General features: G+C 73.2%; 16 protein-coding genes. 7 read left to right on the top strand and 9 right to left on the bottom strand.

Annotated elements, in window-relative coordinates; all coding sequences use genetic code 11:
- Positions 1–101: 101 nt before the first annotated feature.
- Positions 102–1,190, bottom strand: a complete 1,089-nt coding sequence (locus ACWG52_RS00650) for a DUF5954 family protein (protein ID WP_453127445.1) — start codon at positions 1,188–1,190, stop codon at positions 102–104.
- A 229-nt stretch (positions 1,191–1,419) separates the two neighbouring features.
- On the opposite strand from ACWG52_RS00650, the gene ACWG52_RS00645 reads away from it, so the two are divergent.
- The 3 genes from ACWG52_RS00645 to ACWG52_RS00635 all read left to right on the top strand — a co-directional run bounded on the left by ACWG52_RS00645 (position 1,420) and on the right by ACWG52_RS00635 (position 3,356).
- On the top strand, positions 1,420–2,007 hold the full coding sequence (locus ACWG52_RS00645; RefSeq protein ID WP_453127444.1) for a hypothetical protein: 588 nt from the start codon (positions 1,420–1,422) through the stop codon (positions 2,005–2,007).
- Positions 2,008–2,244: 237 nt separating this feature from the next.
- Positions 2,245–2,997, top strand: a complete 753-nt coding sequence (locus tag ACWG52_RS00640; protein ID WP_453127443.1) for a hypothetical protein — start codon at positions 2,245–2,247, stop codon at positions 2,995–2,997.
- Positions 2,998–3,002: 5 nt separating this feature from the next.
- The gene (locus ACWG52_RS00635) at positions 3,003–3,356 is read left to right on the top strand and encodes a hypothetical protein (protein WP_051762966.1); all 354 of its coding nucleotides are present in this window, start codon (positions 3,003–3,005) and stop codon (positions 3,354–3,356) included.
- A 44-nt stretch (positions 3,357–3,400) separates the two neighbouring features.
- On the opposite strand, the gene ACWG52_RS00630 is transcribed toward ACWG52_RS00635, so the two are convergent.
- From ACWG52_RS00630 to ACWG52_RS00595, 8 genes are all read right to left on the bottom strand, one after another.
- The gene (locus tag ACWG52_RS00630; protein WP_033216830.1) at positions 3,401–4,012 is read right to left on the bottom strand and encodes a TetR/AcrR family transcriptional regulator; all 612 of its coding nucleotides are present in this window, start codon (positions 4,010–4,012) and stop codon (positions 3,401–3,403) included.
- Positions 4,009–4,971, bottom strand: coding sequence for a 3-hydroxybutyryl-CoA dehydrogenase (locus ACWG52_RS00625; protein ID WP_390139096.1), 963 nt, complete (start codon positions 4,969–4,971; stop codon positions 4,009–4,011). The genes ACWG52_RS00630 and ACWG52_RS00625 overlap by 4 nt, the downstream gene beginning before the upstream one ends.
- 95 nt (positions 4,972–5,066) lie before the next feature.
- Positions 5,067–6,239, bottom strand: coding sequence for an acyl-CoA dehydrogenase family protein (locus tag ACWG52_RS00620; protein WP_389802974.1), 1,173 nt, complete (start codon positions 6,237–6,239; stop codon positions 5,067–5,069).
- A gap of 38 nt (positions 6,240–6,277) precedes the next feature.
- Positions 6,278–7,474 carry an acyl-CoA dehydrogenase family protein gene (locus ACWG52_RS00615; RefSeq protein ID WP_390139097.1) on the bottom strand — a complete coding sequence of 399 codons (1,197 nt, stop codon included), beginning with the start codon at positions 7,472–7,474 and terminating at the stop codon, positions 6,278–6,280.
- A 44-nt stretch (positions 7,475–7,518) separates the two neighbouring features.
- Positions 7,519–9,621 carry an acetate--CoA ligase family protein gene (locus ACWG52_RS00610; RefSeq protein ID WP_453127439.1) on the bottom strand — a complete coding sequence of 701 codons (2,103 nt, stop codon included), beginning with the start codon at positions 9,619–9,621 and terminating at the stop codon, positions 7,519–7,521.
- A gap of 1 nt (position 9,622) precedes the next feature.
- Positions 9,623–9,814, bottom strand: coding sequence for a ferredoxin (locus tag ACWG52_RS00605; protein ID WP_030722029.1), 192 nt, complete (start codon positions 9,812–9,814; stop codon positions 9,623–9,625).
- Positions 9,811–11,112 (bottom strand): NADH-ubiquinone oxidoreductase-F iron-sulfur binding region domain-containing protein, encoded by a 1,302-nt coding sequence (locus ACWG52_RS00600; protein WP_389802982.1) that lies wholly within the window; start codon positions 11,110–11,112, stop codon positions 9,811–9,813. Before ACWG52_RS00600 ends, ACWG52_RS00605 begins: the two co-directional genes overlap by 4 nt.
- Positions 11,109–11,525, bottom strand: coding sequence for a hypothetical protein (locus tag ACWG52_RS00595; protein ID WP_453127437.1), 417 nt, complete (start codon positions 11,523–11,525; stop codon positions 11,109–11,111). The genes ACWG52_RS00600 and ACWG52_RS00595 overlap by 4 nt, the downstream gene beginning before the upstream one ends.
- A 407-nt stretch (positions 11,526–11,932) precedes the next feature.
- Between ACWG52_RS00595 and ACWG52_RS00590 the strand changes: the two genes are divergently transcribed.
- The 4 genes from ACWG52_RS00590 to ACWG52_RS00575 all read left to right on the top strand — a co-directional run bounded on the left by ACWG52_RS00590 (position 11,933) and on the right by ACWG52_RS00575 (position 16,397).
- Positions 11,933–13,234, top strand: a complete 1,302-nt coding sequence (locus tag ACWG52_RS00590; protein ID WP_389802987.1) for an aromatic ring-hydroxylating oxygenase subunit alpha — start codon at positions 11,933–11,935, stop codon at positions 13,232–13,234.
- Positions 13,235–13,397: 163 nt separating this feature from the next.
- Positions 13,398–14,528 (top strand): polyamine ABC transporter substrate-binding protein, encoded by a 1,131-nt coding sequence (locus ACWG52_RS00585; protein WP_389802989.1) that lies wholly within the window; start codon positions 13,398–13,400, stop codon positions 14,526–14,528.
- Position 14,529: 1 nt separating this feature from the next.
- Positions 14,530–15,501: an ABC transporter permease gene (locus ACWG52_RS00580; RefSeq protein WP_389802992.1), complete on the top strand. Its 972-nt coding sequence runs from the start codon at positions 14,530–14,532 to the stop codon at positions 15,499–15,501.
- On the top strand, positions 15,498–16,397 hold the full coding sequence (locus ACWG52_RS00575) for an ABC transporter permease (protein ID WP_389802994.1): 900 nt from the start codon (positions 15,498–15,500) through the stop codon (positions 16,395–16,397). Before ACWG52_RS00580 ends, ACWG52_RS00575 begins: the two co-directional genes overlap by 4 nt.
- Positions 16,398–16,401: the final 4 nt, after the last annotated feature.

Genomic DNA, 16,401 nt, shown 5'->3' with positions numbered 1-16,401 from the left:
CGGTGGGGCGGGTACACCGTTTCCCATGAAGGCCCCATGGCGCACGTCGAAACGCCCGGCGGGCGCCGACTTCCACGGGGAGGTCCGACCCGTGTCACCGGTCAGTCGTCGGGAAGGACGCGCCCGTCCTCGTCGAGCGCGAGATGGATACGGGTGGGCTCCTGGCTGTTCACGTCGGACGGCCGAGGGCCCTCCGGTCCGTCGGGCCCCCAGCGCAACAGGCGCCGGGTCCGGACGATCCGGTACACGACGTCCTGGAACTCCAGCCGGTTGACGCGGCCGACCCGGAGGGTATCGGCGGCCCCGGCGTACGCCGCCAGCTTCGCGGCCCGCACGTCGGCCGGCCCCCCGCCGCCCGCGGCCGTCCACGTACGGGCGTCCGTGCGCGGGTCGGCGTCCTCGGGGATGTGTCCCCGCATCCGGGGCCACATCCACGTCAGGGCGAAGTCGAGCGACCTGCGGGCGGCGTGCGGCGTCGCGTGCGGTCCGCTGACCGGCCGCCAGCCGTCCCGGGTCCGCTCCACGACGCCGAAGGTCGGCGGCATCACCAGCACGTCCGGGTGGGTGTCCAGGGCCCGCCGCGAGTCGGCGCGCACCTCCTCGGGGAACCGACCGCCCGTGTAGCACAGGTCGCGCAGCGCCAGCTGTTCGAACGCCTGGGTAGGGGTGACCGGCGCGTCGGGATCCATGACGAGCGCCTCGTCGATCCCGGGCTCCCGAGCGGCCCGGTCCCAGTCGGGCACCAACGGCTCAGGATCCGTCGGGCGCGGCGCCTCGATCCCGCCCGGACCCGAAGCGGCGTACTCCTCGGCGCGCACCACCCGGTACCGGGTCCCGGCGACGAGGAGCTCGTCGACGCGCTCGCTCTCCAGCCGGGCGACCGCCGCCAGCAGCTCGCGCCGCTCCGCCCGATCCCGCGCCTCGTCCTTCGCGTGGAACCACAGCCGCGAATTCAGCCCGTCCCGCGCCTGCTGCGGGCAGCCCGCCGTCACTTCGAGCACCACCCGCCAGCGCGGCCCGTCCCCGGGGGACCGAGCCGCCACTCCGAACAGCGGGCCGCGCACCACCACATCGCCGGTACGCGCCACGGCGTCGAGCGCGTCGGCCTCCCTCGCGGCTTCCACCGGTTCCACCGGCACCCGCACCACCACCGGCCGCGACCCGCGCGGTCCCATGTCCCCACGGTCCATGGCCCCATCCTGCCGACCGGTCCGGGACGCCGCCCCCGATTCACCGATTCCCCGGCCGCGGCGGACCCGGTGGCGGTACCGTCCGCGCACCCCTGGTGTGTTCCCGGCACATCCCTGACATTCGTCACTGTCCGCTCCGCCGGGCGCGCGCGAGCCTGGAGGCGGAACGAGGCAGGACGGCGACGGGCAGGGGGCGGTCATGACGGTGGTGGGCCCGACGACGGGGGGCGTGACGTTCCGGCCGGGCCGGGCCGGGATCGTACGGATATGGGCCCGCTCGCTGACGGCGACGGCACTGCGGCGTCCGTCGGTACCGGGGCCCCGGCACTCGGCCGGGACCCGGCAGGTGGTCCTGGTCCTGGCCGTGACGGAGATCGTGGTGGCCTTCCTGTTCTCCTCGATGCTGCCGCCCGCCGTCCGGCCGCTGCACGCGGCGCTGGAGCTCCTGATGATCCTCGGCGGGCTCGGCCTGGTGGCGGCGCTGGTCCGGCACCCGCACGAGGTGGGCGAGGAATACGTGATCCTGCGGACGGCCTTCCTCGGGGACGTGACCCTGCCGCGCTCGGCGGTCCGCTCCACGTCCCCGGTGGTTCGCACCGTTCCCGGCCGGGGCCCGAGGCCGGTACCCGGCGAACCGGGGGCGGCGGCCTGCTCGGTGGAGAGCGCCCTGAACGTGGCCGTGCACCTCGACCCGCCCGTACTCCTCGATCTCGGACCGGCCGGGCCGGTGGAGGCGTCGACGGTGTACGTCTCGGTGGACTCGCCGCCCGCCCTCACCGAGGCCCTCCGACGCGTGGTCCCGCCCCGGCCGGCCTAATCAGACAGGAGATGTCCGCCCGCCGGCACGTGGGTAGGGAGGTCCCTGCGGTGACCCCGAGAATGCGCGTGACGACCGTGGACGCGGGACGCTTCACCATGCCGAGGAGCGCCTTGCTGTACGGGGCGAGCGGTACGGTCACCGTGCCCTCGACGGTCGCCGTCATCGAGCACGCCCCACGGACCGATCCTCTTCGACACCGGCGTGAACCACCGCGTCGCGGACCCGGAGGGAGGGATGACCTACTTCCCGCACGCCGTGCACGTCGCCCAGCACGACGAACTGCGCCACGCCTGGTGGCCGGACCGCTGGACGGCCCGGGCCTACGCCTTCGGGGACTGCGCGGGCGGCCGGCACTACGACTTCCTCGAACTGAGCGGTGACACCGACCTGTTCCGGGACGGCACGCTCACCCTCGTGCGCACGGCCGGCCACACCCCCGGTCACCAGGGCGTCATCCTGGACCTCGACCACCACGGCCGGATCGCGCTCATGGGCGACGCCGCGCACCTCCAGCAGGGACTGGACCGCAACGTGCCCGTGCTCAGCGACTGGAACACCGAGGAGAAGATGCTGACCTACGGGCGCCTCCGCGCGCTGTCCCGGGCCGGCATCCGGGTCTTCCTCTCCCATGACCCCGACCACTTCGCCGCCCTGCCGCGCGACGGCGAGTTCTGGGACCGACCCGGTCGCAGGGGCCGCGCGCCACCCCACCGGTCGCTGTCCCCCGAGGGGGTCCGGTGGGGCGGGATCGTGCAGCGAGGCAGCCCGCCTCAACCCTTGAATGGGATGCCTCGCACTGTAGGGCGAGCCACTGACAATGCCCGCCAGGACCAGGTCGAACTCGACCGTCCATCCGGCGAAAGGCCTGGTCAGGCCGGCCCGGAATGCTGGACCCGGCCGTCCGGCGCACCCTGGGATGTGCGGGACCGTACCGAGACCGTCCCGCCCGGCGCCGCCCTCCGGCGGCCCCGACGCGTGGGGAGGTAGGACCGATGGCCAAGTCCGACGAACCGAAGGGCTGGGGGCCGCTCCCGGAGCCGCCCCCGGAAATGTTCTACGCACCCCCGGGCGAGCCCCTCGACGACGCGCGGCGCACCGCGATCCTCGACTGGACGGTGAACCAGTACGTCGTCCTCGGTTGGCGCGTCGAATCACGCTCCCCGACCCAGGCGGTGCTCGTACGCGGCGGGAACGTCAACCACCTCCTGCACGCGATCCTGACCATCTTCACCTGCCTGCTGTGGGGGGTCGTGTGGATCGTGTTGGCCATGGGGAACAGGACCGAGCGCGTCGCGCTCACCGTCGACGCGCTCGGCAACGTCCAGACCGTGCACGGACCGGGCTGAGCCGACCGAACACCCGAACAGGAAGGACGCGCGGAACGCGCCCGTCACACCTCCGGGAACCGCGGATCGATGCCCAGGGTGGGGGCGATGGCCCGCCAGATCGTCTCCCGGGCCGTCGCGAGATCCACCCGGGGGTCGTCGAGCATCAGCCGGATGCCGAGGCCGTCGCACAGGGCCAGCACCAGGGTGCCGAGCGCGGCGACGTCACACGCGGCGAACTCCCCCGAGCGGACACCGCGTTCCACGGCGCCGCCGACCCACGCGTGCAGCTGGTCGTACAGGTCGACGGCCAAGTGCCGGGCCGCCGCGTCGCGCTGGGCCCGCACCCACAACTCCTGCCAGAGCTTCCAGTCCTGGCGAAGCTCCGCGTCCGTCGGCAGCATGCTCCGCAGGATGCGGGCCAGGACCACCGAGGAGGACACCGAGTCGGGAACTCCCTCGGTGTCCGTACCGGTCTGGGCGAAGGAGTGCGTCATCGCCTCGGCGAAGAGCTTCTCCCGCGTGTCGAAGTGGTAGTGCAACAGGGCCTTCGACACACCGGCGTGCTCGGCGACCTTGCGCATGCTGACGTTCTCGAAGCCGATGTCGGCGATGACTTCGCACGCGGCGATGAGGATGCGCTCACGCGTCTCGAGTGCGCGCTCGGCCTTGGTCACGTTGGCTGCTCCCCGTGTCGGCGCCCGTGGACCGGGCGGGTGGGCCCGGTTGCCGTGGCCACCACACCACCATCCTCGCGCATCGCACCGCTTCCGCGGTCGCCGTACGTGTGGAAGCCCTGGCCCGACTTTCGGCCCAGCCGGCCCGCGTCGACCATCCGGGCCAGCAGCGGCGGCGGGGCGTAGAGCGGCTCCCGGTACTCCGCGTACATCGACCGCGCGATGGCCTGCACCGTGTCCAGGCCGATCAGATCGGCCAGGGCGAGCGGCCCCAGCGGGTGCGCGCAGCCCAAGGTCATGCCCCGGTCGATGTCCTCGGCCGACGCGGCGCCGTGCTCGGCCATGCGTACGGCGGCCAGCAGGTACGGCACGAGGAGCGCGTTCACGACGAACCCGGCCCGGTCGCGGGCACGGACGACCTCCTTGCCCAACACCTCGGAGGCGAAGGCGCCCGCCCGCCGGACGGTCTCCTCCGCGGTGAGCAGCGAGGGCACCAGCTCGACCAGCGCGAGGACCGGTACGGGGTTGAAGAAGTGCAGGCCGACGACCTGCTCCGGCCGCGACACGGACGCGGCCAGCCGGATGACGGGGATGGAGGAGGTGTTGGTCGCGAGGATCGCGTCCCGCCGCTCCACCACCCGGTCGAGCAGGGCGAAGACCTCCAGCTTCGCCCGCTCGTCCTCCGCCACCGCCTCGACGACGAGGTCCCGGTCCGCGAGGCGTGCCACGTCCGTGGTCACCGCGATCCGGCCGACGGCCGCGTCCCGTTCGGCGGCCGTCAGCTTCCCCGACGCCGCCGCCCGTTCCAGGGAGCGGGTGATCCGCTCCAGGCCGGCGGCCGCCGCCGTACGGGTCGTCTCCACCACCACGACCCCCCGCCCGGCCCGGGCACAGACCTCGGCGATACCGGATCCCATCAGTCCGCAGCCCACGATCCCGACCCGTTCGACATCGGTCATCGATCGGTCCTCCCTCCTCTGATGCTGACGCTCCTGGGTCCCTGCGCGTGGGGGGCGACCCGGACCACCGGCCCGGGTCGCCCCCCACCCGTGCGTCACTCCGCGGACGGCATCCGCAGTACTCCCGTACCGCGCTTGACCAGTTCGCCCGCGATGATCAGGCGCTGGATCTCGGAGGTGCCCTCCCAGATCCGGTCGACGCGCAGCTCGCGGTAGAGGCGCTCCACCGGGTACGAGCGGTCGTAGCCGCGCCCCCCGAAGATCTGCAGGCACCGGTCCACGACCCGGCCCGACGCCTCGCTCGCCGCCAGCTTGGCGATGGCCGCCTTCGCGTGCAGCGTCTTGCGGTCGAGGACGCCCTCGTCGACCTCCCAGGCCACCTGGTGGGTGTAGGCGCGGTTGACGGCGATGTCGACGGCGCTGTCGGCGAGCATGCCCTGGATGAGTTGGAAGTCGGCGATGGGGGAGCCGAACTGGCGTCGTTCGACCGCCCAGTCCCGGGCGAGTTCCAGGGCCCGCTCCGCCGCCCCGATCGTGCGGGCGGCGATCATCAGCCGCTCCTCGGTGAACCACGAGCGCGTGATGTCGTATCCCTGGCCCACCTCACCGAGCACAGCGTCCTCGGGGACGAACACCTCGGTGAAGGTGAACTCGGGGTGCTCGTAGACGAAGGTGTGCATCCACCTCGGCACGCGGGTCATCTCGATGCCCGTGGTGTCCTTGTCGACGAGGAAGAGGGTCGGTGCGCGCTCCTCCCCGGCGGCGGCCAGCACGATCATGAAGTCGGCGTGGTCGCCGACGGTCACGAACCACTTCTCGCCGTTCAGCACCCAGCCGCCGGAGGTCCGGGTCGCCGTGGTCCGCAGGTTCTGCGGGTCGGAGCCGGCCTCGGGCTCGGTCACCGCGTAGCAGTCGCGGCGCTGCCCCCGGATCACCGGGACGAGGTAGCGCTCGCGCTGCTCGGGCGTGCAGAAGGACAGGGCGTTGGCCGGACGCCACACCATGTCCCACAGGGCTCCGGTGAGCCGGCCGAGCTCCGCCTGGACCGTGACCTGCTCCAGGATGGTCAGGCCGGCGCCGCCCCACTCCTTCGGCATGTTGACGGCCTGCAACCCGCTGTCGAGGACGGCGTCGCGGATCTCGGTGTGGGCCTGCGGGGGCAGCCCGTTGTTCTCCTCGCAGTCGAGCTCGTACTTCTCGATGAAGTCGGTGAGCGCGCGCGCCGCGCTCCGCAGCTCTTCCTGACGGGCGGTGAGGCGGAAGTCCATGTCTGTCTGTCCTCTGGGTCGTGGTGGGGGAGCGGTCGTCAGGAGACGGGGTGGTCGGCGGGGGAGGGCGAGGGCAGCGCGAGGACCCGGGTGCCGCGCTTGATCAGCTCGTTGGCGATGATCAGGCGCTGGATCTCGGAGGTGCCCTCCCAGATCCGGTCGACGCGCAGTTCGCGGTACATGCGCTCGACGGGGTACGTACGGTCGTAGCCGCGCCCGCCGAAGATCTGCACGCACCGGTCGATGACCCGACCCGCCGCCTCGCTCGCCGCGAGCTTCGCCGTCGAGGCCTTCGCGTGCAGCGTCTTGGGGTCGGTCTCGGGCCGGTCGGCCTCCCAGGCCACCTGGTGGGTGTAGGCCCGGTTCACGGCGATGTCCACCGCGCAGTCCGCGAGCATGCCCTGGATGAGCTGGAAGTCGGCGATGGGGGAGCCGAACTGCCGGCGTTCGATCGCCCAGTCCCGGGCGAGTTCCAGGGCCCGCTCGGCGGCGCCGACCGTCCGGGCGGCGATCATCAGCCGTTCGTCCGTGAACCACTCCTTGGTCAGCTCGTAGCCGTTGCCGACCCCACCGAGCACGTCCTCGTCCGGGACGAACACATCGGTGAAGGTGAACTCGGGGTGCCCGTTGACCGCGGAGTGCATGAACCGCGGGACCCGCGTCATCTCGACCCCGGGCGCCTGCTTGTCCACGAAGAACAGCGTCGCCGCCCGCTCCGGTCCCGCGTCCGCCTGCACCAGCAGGTAGTCCGCGATGTCCCCGCAGGTCACGAACCACTTCTCGCCGTTCAGCAACCAGCCGCCGTCGGTACGGGTCGCGGTGCTCGTGCCCGAACCGGGATCGGAGCCGGCACCGGGCTCGGTCACCGCGAACGCGTCGAACCGCTCGCCCCGGATCACCGGCAGCAGGTACTTCTCCCGCTGCGCCTCGGTCCCGTACGCCAGGACGTTCGCGGGCCGCCACGGGATGTCCCACAGGCAGTTGGTGACCTTGCCGAACTCCTCCTCGACGATGACCTGGTCCAGCAGCGACAGCCCGGCGCCGCCCCATTCGGCGGGCATGTTGATCGCGTAGACACCGGCGTCGACGGCGGCGCGCGTCAGTTCGCGGACCGTTTCCACCGGCAGCGGGCCGCCGGCCTCCTCCGACCGGTCCTCGTAGGTCATCAGGAGCCGCGCGTAGGCGGCGGCGCGGGCCTTGAGGTCGGCCTGCTCGGATGTGTAGCGGAAGTCCATGTGAAGTCAGTCCTCCAGAGCACAGGGGGGTGGGGGTGGAGCGGTCAGCGCAGGACGGCCCGCGCGTCCAGGGCGAGCGCGCCGTCCGGGCGCACCAGCAGGGGGTTGACCTCCAGTTCGGCGATCTCCGGGTGCGCCGCGGCGACCGTGGTGATGCGCTCGACGACGGCCGCCGCGGCGGCGACGTCGACGGCCGGCCGGCCGCGTACGCCGTCCAGCAGCGCGGCGCTGCGCAGAGAGCGCAGCAGGGCCTCGGCCCGCCGGGCCGGTACGGGCGCGAGCGCGAAGGCGACGTCGCGGAGCGACTCGGTGAGGACGCCGCCGAGCCCGACCAGGGCGACCGGCCCGAACCGCGGGTCCTGGTTCACGCCCACGATCAGCTCGATGCCGTCCGTGAGGTCGGCCATCGCCTCCACCGAGTAGGCGGGCGCGCCGAGTCGGGCGTGCATCTCCCGGTACGCGGCCAGGAGCGCGTCCCGGTCGGTCAGGCGCAGCGCCACCCCGCCGGCGTCGGACTTGTGCAGCAGGTGCAGGGCCTTGAGCACGTACGGGCCGTCGAACTCCGCTGCTGCGGCGAGCAGTCCGGCCTCGTCGGTGATCTCGCGCGCCGCCGGGAACGGCACCCCGGCGGCATCGAGCAGCGCCCGCACGCCGTGATAGCCCGGGTCCGACAGCGGCGGGGCGGGGCGGGGCAGCGGGGTCACACCGGCGGTGTCCACCGGGCCGGGCCGTCCGGTCATCGCCGCGAGCGCGCGGGCGGCGTCCTCGGTGGCGGCGAACACCGGCACCCCGGCCTCGGCCAGCACCCGGCAGCTCGGCGACCCGGGGTACATCGACTGTACGACCAGCGGCTTCGCGGCGGCGGACGCCAGGTGCGCGACGATCTCCTTGGCGGCGCGGGTCTCGCCCTCCGCCAGTACGGAGCCCCCGGCCGGGCCGCCGCCCAGACCGCCCTCGGACGCGGCGTAACCGCCGAAGTAGCCGGTCATCAGGACGGCGTCGACCTCGTCGGCGTCGAGCAGTGCCCCGACCGTGTCGGCGTAGGAGAGGGGCCGCTGTTCGCCCATCCCCGCCAGGTCGACGGGGTTGGCGACCGAGGACTGCTCCCACAGCACGGTCCGCAACCGGTCCTGCGTCGGCCCGCCGAGCTCCGGTACCTGGAGCCCGGCGTCCTCGGCCGCGTCGGCGGCGATCGCACCGTGGCCGCCGCCGTCGGTGAAGACGGCGGTACGGCGGCCCCGCGTACGCACCCCCGCACCCGGTCCGGCGGGTCCGGCGGGTCCCGCCAGTCCGGCCAGGACGAGGGTCATCTCCCGCGGCGTACGGACGAGTTCGACGCCCGCGTCGCGGCAGGCGGCGGCGACCACGTCGGCCGAGGTGGTGAGCGCCCCGGTGTGCGACTGGGCGCTGCGGGCGGAGGCGGTGCCCCGGCCGGCCGTGAGCAGGACCACCGGCTTGCCCGCCGCGGCGGCGGCCGCCGCGAAGGCCCGGCCGTCGCCGAAGTCCTCGGCGTACACGGCGATGGCCGAGGTGGCCTCGTGGCGGGCACAGTCCTCGACGAGGTCGACGAGGGTGACGTCGGCCTGGTTGCCGAGCGAGACGAACCGGGAGAAGCCCAGGCCGTGCGGCTCGGCGCGGAGCTGGAGTTCGAGGGCGAGGTTGCCGCTCTGGCTGAGCAGGGCGATCCCGCCGGGGGCGAAGCGGTCCGAGGCGAGGTACAGCTCGGTGGTGTTGTCGGCGATGCCCAGGCAGTTGGGGCCGACGAGGACGGCTCCGGCGGCCCGTACCCGGGCTGCGACCGCCCGCTGCCGGGCCAGGCCCGCGGGGCCGGCCTCGGCGAAGCCCGCGGTGATGGCGACGAGGGCCTTCGCCCCGCAGGCCAGGGCCTCGTCGACGGCGGCCTCGAAGCCGGCGCCGGGTACGGAGATCACCACCAGGTCGACGGGTTCGCCGACGGCGGTCAGGGAGGGGGCGGCGGTGCGGCCCAGTACGGTGCCACCACGCCGGTTGACCAGGTGCACGGGCCGCCGGTCGGGGGCGCGCAGGGCCTGGGCGGCCACCGCGTGGCCGTACTTCGCCGGGTCGTCGCTGGCACCGACGACGGCGACCGAGCGGGGGTCGAAGAGGGCGGTCAGATCGCGTCCCATGTCATCCCTCCACACGCAGCGCGGAGTTGGGGCAGCTCTCGACACAGGCGCGGGCGGCGTCCTCGGTGCCGGCCGGGACGACGACGGCGATGACGTTCGCGTAACCCCATTCGTCGAGTTCGACCAGGTCGGGTGCGGGTTCCTGGCACAGCCCGTAGCCCTGGCAGCGGGTGGAGTCCAGCAGGAGTTTCATGGCGTTCCTTTCAGTGCGGGCACGGGGGTGCCGGGGAGGGCGGTGAGCGGGGAGGCGACCTGCGGCACCGCCACCGTGAGGCGGCGGCGGCCGGCCGCGGGCGTGGCGGCCGCGCACACCGGGCAGGGCGCGGCGAGATGGGAGCGGACGTGTGCGGGGAAGGCGCGGAGCAGGCTGCCCGCGATCCCCGCGGCGGCGTCCAGGAGTCCGCAGGCGCCGCGCCCGGTCAGCCCCTGCGACCAGCGGCGCAGATTGTCCTCGGTGTCCGGGCCGGCGGTCCCGGACGCGAGGCCGTACAGGGCCGTGCCGACGGCCGCGGTGCCGGACACGCAGACCCCGCACTGCCGGGCGCTCTCGGCCGCGAGGTGGGCGGCCGCGTCGGCGGCGGTGGTCACCGGGCAGCCGCCGGGAGCGAGGAAGTGGAGGGCCCCGCACCCCAGGGCGGTGCCGGCGGCGGTGAGCGCTCCGGGCTCCAGGGGGAGGTCCAGGGCGCGGGCGTCGACCAGACCGCCGAACAGCCCGCCCATCAGGGCTCCGGCCGCCTCCGGGGCCCCGTACCGCGCCGCGAGCGTGCGCAGCGGGATGCCGTAGGGGACCTCGGTGAGCATCGGCGTGGCCGGGCCGCCGGACAGGGTCACCAGGGTGCTCCGGGCGATGGCGCGCCGCAGGTCGGGCCGGGTGGCGGTGAGGGCGATCCGGGCGAGCGTCTCGACATTGGAGACGAGGGTCGGCGCACCGCCCACCCCGCGCTCGAACGGGCGGGGCGGCTTGGCGGTGGGCAGCGCCGGTCCGCCGTCGATCCGGCGGACCACCGCGCTCTCCTCGCCGGCGACGTAGGTGTGGCCGGTCTCGACCACCTCGACGGGCAGCGGCGGCGGGTGTTCGGCGAGGGCCCGGCGCACGCTCTCGCCCGCCGCCGGGTCCGAGAGGTACACGAAGCCACGTACGGCCCCGGTGACGGCCGCGGCACGGGCGAGGCCGTCCAGGACCAGGTGCGGCCGGGCCCGCAGCAGCCAGCGGTCCTTGACCGAACCCGGTTCGCCCTCCTCGCCGTTCGCCACGACGACGGGGGAGCCGCCGCGGCCGCGTACGGAGCGCAATTTGACGGCGGCCGGGAAGCCCGCCCCACCGCGCCCCCGCAACCCGGCGGCGTCGAGGTGGGCGAGCAGTTCCTCCGGGTCGGTGGCCGTGTCGTAGCCGCCGGTGGCGCGGTAGGCGTCGGCGCTCTCGGTGAGGTGCGGCGCCGCTCCGAGGACGGTGCCCGGCGGTGGCGCCGTCGGGAGGCGGATCGTGGTCATCGGCCGGCTCCTGTCGTGGTGTGGGTGCGCAGGGTCCGTACGGCGCTCTCCAGCGCGGTGCGGTCCTGGGCGGTACGGCCGTATCCGGGTCCCGGGAGGCCGATGAGCATGTGGTGGTGGTCGAGGACGACCTCGCCGGCGAGCAGCGCGGCGGTGGGGTCGCCGGGCCGGGACCCGGCGGCCACCCCGGTCACCAGGTCGGTGACCTCGGCGAGGTAGCGGAGCCAGCTGTGTCGGTTGCCGCGCAGGATCAGGCGCTCCACGCGGCGCCGTTCGACGGCCGCCAGGTCGTGCGGTGGGTGCCCCGCGGACGCTCCGTGCGAGGAGGCGCGCAGGGCGGCGACCGCGGTGGGGAGTTCGCGCTCCGGTTCGGGGGTGAGCCCGAGCCAGTCCAGACGCCGATGACCGCTCATGCGTGCCTCCGGGGAGATCGAGAGATCAGGAGATCGGGAGATCGGGAGATCGGGAGGGATCGGGGTGCGGGCCCGGGACGGAACGGGCCCGGCGGGCCGCACGGCCGGGGCCGCCCCTATGAGCAGGGAGAACGGGGAACGGGGCCGGTGCGGCGACAGGAAAGCACGTTTGCTGACCGATCGGTCAGGCAAGAATTACGCTAGCTGACCGATCGGTCAGTGAACAAGTCTTGACCCGGCGGAAATGAGCCAGCAATGTGGCTGTCCAATCGGTCAGCCGGTCCCGGCCTCCCGCCCCGACCTCCTGCCCGTCGCCGGGCCGCCCTGCCCTGCCCCCGCCCCACCCGCCTCGCCTCGCCATCGAACGCCGACACCGATCGCCGCACGCCGGCACGGAGGAGTCACCGATGCACTCAAGAGCTCCCGAATCACCGACGGGCCGAACCGGCCGGTACGAACGCACCGCCGGTACCGCCGGCGCCGCCCACACCACGGGTGCCACCGGCACCACCGGTTCGGCCCGCACCGACCCGACCGGCCCACCGGGCGCCACCGCGGCTCCCGCGCCGGCCGGCCGCGAGGCCCCTGCCACGGACATCCCCGGGCCGGCCCTCCCGGCCCGCTACTACACCGATCCCGAGACCGCGGCCGCCGAGAGCCGGCACGTCTTCGGCCGGTCCTGGCAGCTCGTCTGCCACGAGTCCGACCTGCCGAACCCCGGCGCGCGGCTCGCCGCCACCGTCGCCGACCGCGAGGTCCTGGTGGTCCGCACCGAGGACGGCGGCCTCGCCGCCCACCTCAATGTCTGCCGCCATCGCGGAACCCGACTGGTGACCGCCCCCGAACCGGACGGCAAGGCGATCCGCTGCCCCTACCACGGCTGGACGTACCGCCTCGACGGAAGCCTGGTCGGCGCCCCGGAGGCCCGCCAGATCCCCTGCCTCGACAAGCCGAAGCTCGGGCTCTTCCCGGCCCGCGTCGAGTCCTTCCTCGGCTTCGTCTTCGTCAACCTCGACCTCGACGCGGTACCGCTGGCCACGAGCTGCGCCGGCCTCGCCGAGGCCGTCGGCCACTACGCCGGGGCCGACCTCGTGCCCATCGGCCGCGCCCGTATCCACGACCTGGCCGCGGCCGAGGTGCAGCAGGCCAACTGGAAGGTGGCGGTCGACAACTACCTGGAGGGCTACCACGTCCCGGTCGCCCACCCCGGCCTGATGCGGCTGCTCGACTACCAGGGCTACACCTGCGACATCGAGGAGTCCTACGCGCTCTTCGCCTCGCCGCTGCGCGACAAGCCCTCCTCGAACTGGGCGGAGCGCCTCTACCAGCGCATCGCCGCGCCGATGCCGGGCCTCGGCGAGGCCGACCGGCGGATCTGGCGATACGCGGTCATCTACCCGAACACCCTGATCGACTTCTACCCCGACCACGTACTGGCCTGGACCGCGATTCCCACGGCGGTGGACCGCGTGGCCGTACCCGGCGCGTTCTACACCCGCCGCGGCACCAGCCTGCGCACCCGCCTCGCGCGGCGCCTGAACATCCACATCGGCTGGATCACCAACGACGAGGACGCCGAACTGGTCGCCCGCGTGCAGAAGGGCCTCTCCACTCCCGGGTTCGAGCCCGGACCGCTCTCACGCCGCGAGTCGGCGGTCGGCTGGTTCGCCGGCCGCATCCGGGCGGACCTGGACGGCGCCGCTTCGTAGACGTCGGCGACCGCGCCCGCCACCACCGCACCACCGCACGGCAGCACCACCGCACACCGCACGACCGCAGCGCGGCTCCCCCGCACCGCGTCCGCCGCACGACCGAGCCCCCACGTACCGCTCGTTCCCGCCGTCCCCCTGCGGCCCCTACGGAGAGGACCCCATGTCCCCCGAGGCACTCCCCCCGACCAGACGCTCCTTCCTCCGCGCCGGCACCGCCGCCGCCCTCGCCCTCACCACCGCCGGCTGCGGCTTCGCCGCCTCGGACGACCCGGCCGGCAAGGCGACCGCGGAAGCACCCATCGACGTCAAGGTCGACGGCGACCTCGTCTACTTCAACTGGGCGGACTTCGTCGACCCCAGCGTCTTCGAAGGCTTCCAGAAGGAGTACGGCGTCAAGGTCGTCCAGTCGAACTACGACTCGATGGAGGGCATGGCCGCCAAACTCAACGCCGGCAACCGCTACGACATCATCTTCCCCACCGCGAAATGGGCCGAGCGCCTCGCCACCGGCGGCCGGCTCCGTACGATCGACCACTCCCGGCTACGCGGCGCCGAAGCCGTGTTCGGCGGCTACGACTACTTCGCCGACCCCTGGTACGACCCCCGCTCCGCGCACACCGTCCCGTTCACCATGTACAAGACGGGCATCGGTTGGCGCCGGGACCGGCTCGGCGACCTGACCGGCTCGTGGGAAGACCTGTGGAACGAGAAGGCCAAGGGCAAGGTCTTCGTCCTCGACGACCGCGACGAGGTGCTCGGCCTGGGCGCGCTCAAACTCGGCCTCGGCCTCACCACCGGCGACCGGGCCGACCTCGACCGCGTCACGGACACCCTGCGCTCGCTCCGCCCCCGCCTGCGCGGCTTCTCCAGCGACAGCTACAACAACCTCCTCAACGGCAACGCCGACATGACCCAGGCGTGGAGCGGTGACATGGCCGCCATGCTCGCCCAGGCCGAGGACCCGTCGGTCTTCGGTTTCGAGGTCGCCCGCGAAGGCGCCCCCGTCAACTCCGACTGCTACGCCATACCCGCCAACGCGCAGCACCCCGGCACGGCGATGCTCTTCATCGACTACATGCTCCGCCCGGAGAACGTGAAGAAGAACATCGAGTACATCGGCTACCCGATGCCGGTCCGCGGCACCGAGGACACCTACGCCGCGCTCGTCGAGCCGTTCCCCCAGTGCCTGGTGACCGCCGACGACCTGGCGGCCGACCTCTTCTTCCGCAACGGCGACGCGGCCGGCGAACGGGCCCGCGACGCCGCCTGGACCGACGTGAAGGCCGGCTGACATGGCGACACGCAGCAACCACACCGGCACCGCGCTCCGGCCGCCCCAGGACCCGGACGCGTCGAAGACGCCCGCCCCGGACCGGAAACGGCCCGCGGACACGCCGGGCACCACCGCCCGGACACGGCAGCCACGCCTGTGGACCTGGCTCCTGCTCCCCGGCACCCTCTGGATGACCGGCTTCCTCGTCGCCTCCCTCCTGCTGGTCGCCACCCTGGCGCTCGGCACCACCGACCCCCTCGGCAATCCGCGCTTCGGACTCAACTTCGCCAACCTCACCGCCCTGGCCGACCCCGCCTACAGCACCGTCCTGCTGCGCTCCCTCGGCTACGCGCTGATCACCTGCCTCATCAGCCTGGCCGTGGCCTACCCGGTCGCCTACGCCATCGCGCTGCGCGGAGGCCGCTTCAAGAACCTGCTGATCGCCGCGATCGTCGTCCCGTTCTTCGCCAACTACCTGGTCCGGATGTACGGCTGGTCCGTCGTCCTCTCCGACGACGGCCCGCTGCTCAGGGCCCTGCGCGCGATCGGGCTCGCCGACGGCGACACCAAGATCCTGCAGACCGGGGTGGGGGTCGTCGCCGGACTCGTCTACGGCTTCGTGGTCTTCATGATCATCCCGCTGTACGCGGCGATGGAGCGCATGGACATCTCGCTCATCGAGGCCGGCCGCGACCTCTACGGCGGCCCCCTGCGCACCTTCCTCTTCGTCACCGTCCCCGCCACCCGGCAGGGAGCGGCCGCCGGATGCGTCCTCGTCTTCCTGCCCGCCATGGGCGACTTCGTCAGCGCCCAGCTCATGGGAGGCCCCGACCAGATCATGATCGGCAACCTGATCCAGGACAAGTTCTTCCAGGGCCAGAACTGGCCGCTGGGCTCCGCCCTCACCATGCTGCTGATGGCGGTCCTGTTCCTCGGGATGCTCGGCTACCTGCGACGCACCCGCAAGGACGAGGCGGAGGCCGCCCGATGAGCACCGACACCGACACCGGCACCCCCACGGCCACCGACAGCACCGGCACCCGTACCGACTCCGGTACCCCGCGGCGCCGCCGGCGTGGAGCCGAGCGCCGCCCCCGCTTCGCCATCGCCGTCACCGCCCTCTTCTTCGCCCTCCTCTACCTCCCCGTCGGCGTCGTCGTCCTCTTCTCCTTCAACTCCCAGAAGTCCCTGACCGTCCTCGACGGCGTCAGCCTCCGCTGGTACGAGGCCCTCCTGCACGACGAGGTGCTCCTCGACTCGCTCGGCATGAGCCTGCGGGTGTCCCTGGTCGCCATGGCCGGCTCGCTCGTCCTCGGCGTGGCCCTGGCCCTGGGCCTCGTACGCAGCCGCAGCCGCCTCGGCTCCTTCGCCGGCCTGATCATGCTCGTCCCGCTGATCACCCCGGAGATCGTCACCGGCGTCGCGGCGATGCTCCTCTTCAAGGGCCTCGGCATCACCCTCTCCACCACCACCGTGATGCTCGCCGAGATCACCTTCTCCATCTCCTACGTGACGGTCATCCTCCGCTCCCGCATCGCCGCCCTCAACCCGGAGGTGGAAGAGGCCGCCATGGACCTCGGCGCCACCCGCGGACAGGCATTGCGCCTGGTGACCCTGCCCGCGCTGCTGCCCAGCATCCTCGCGTCCGCGGTGCTGATCTTCGCCCTGGTCTTCGACGACTTCGTCCTCGCCTACTTCACCACCGGCGTCGACCCGCAACCGCTGTCCGTGCGCATCTACTCGGCGATCAGGTTCGGCGTACAGCCCACCATCAACGCCGTCGGCACCCTGATGCTGGTCGGCTCCATCGGCCTCATCGTCCTCGCCCTCGCCATCCCGCGCCTGTTCGGGCGCAAGGGCGGCCTCGACCTGCTCTCCGGGAAGTGACACC

It is taken from the genome of Streptomyces sp. CLCI03, assembly GCF_053615355.1.
The sequence above is the reverse complement of the archived record's forward strand: the minus strand, read 5'-3'. Positions and strand labels throughout refer to the sequence as shown.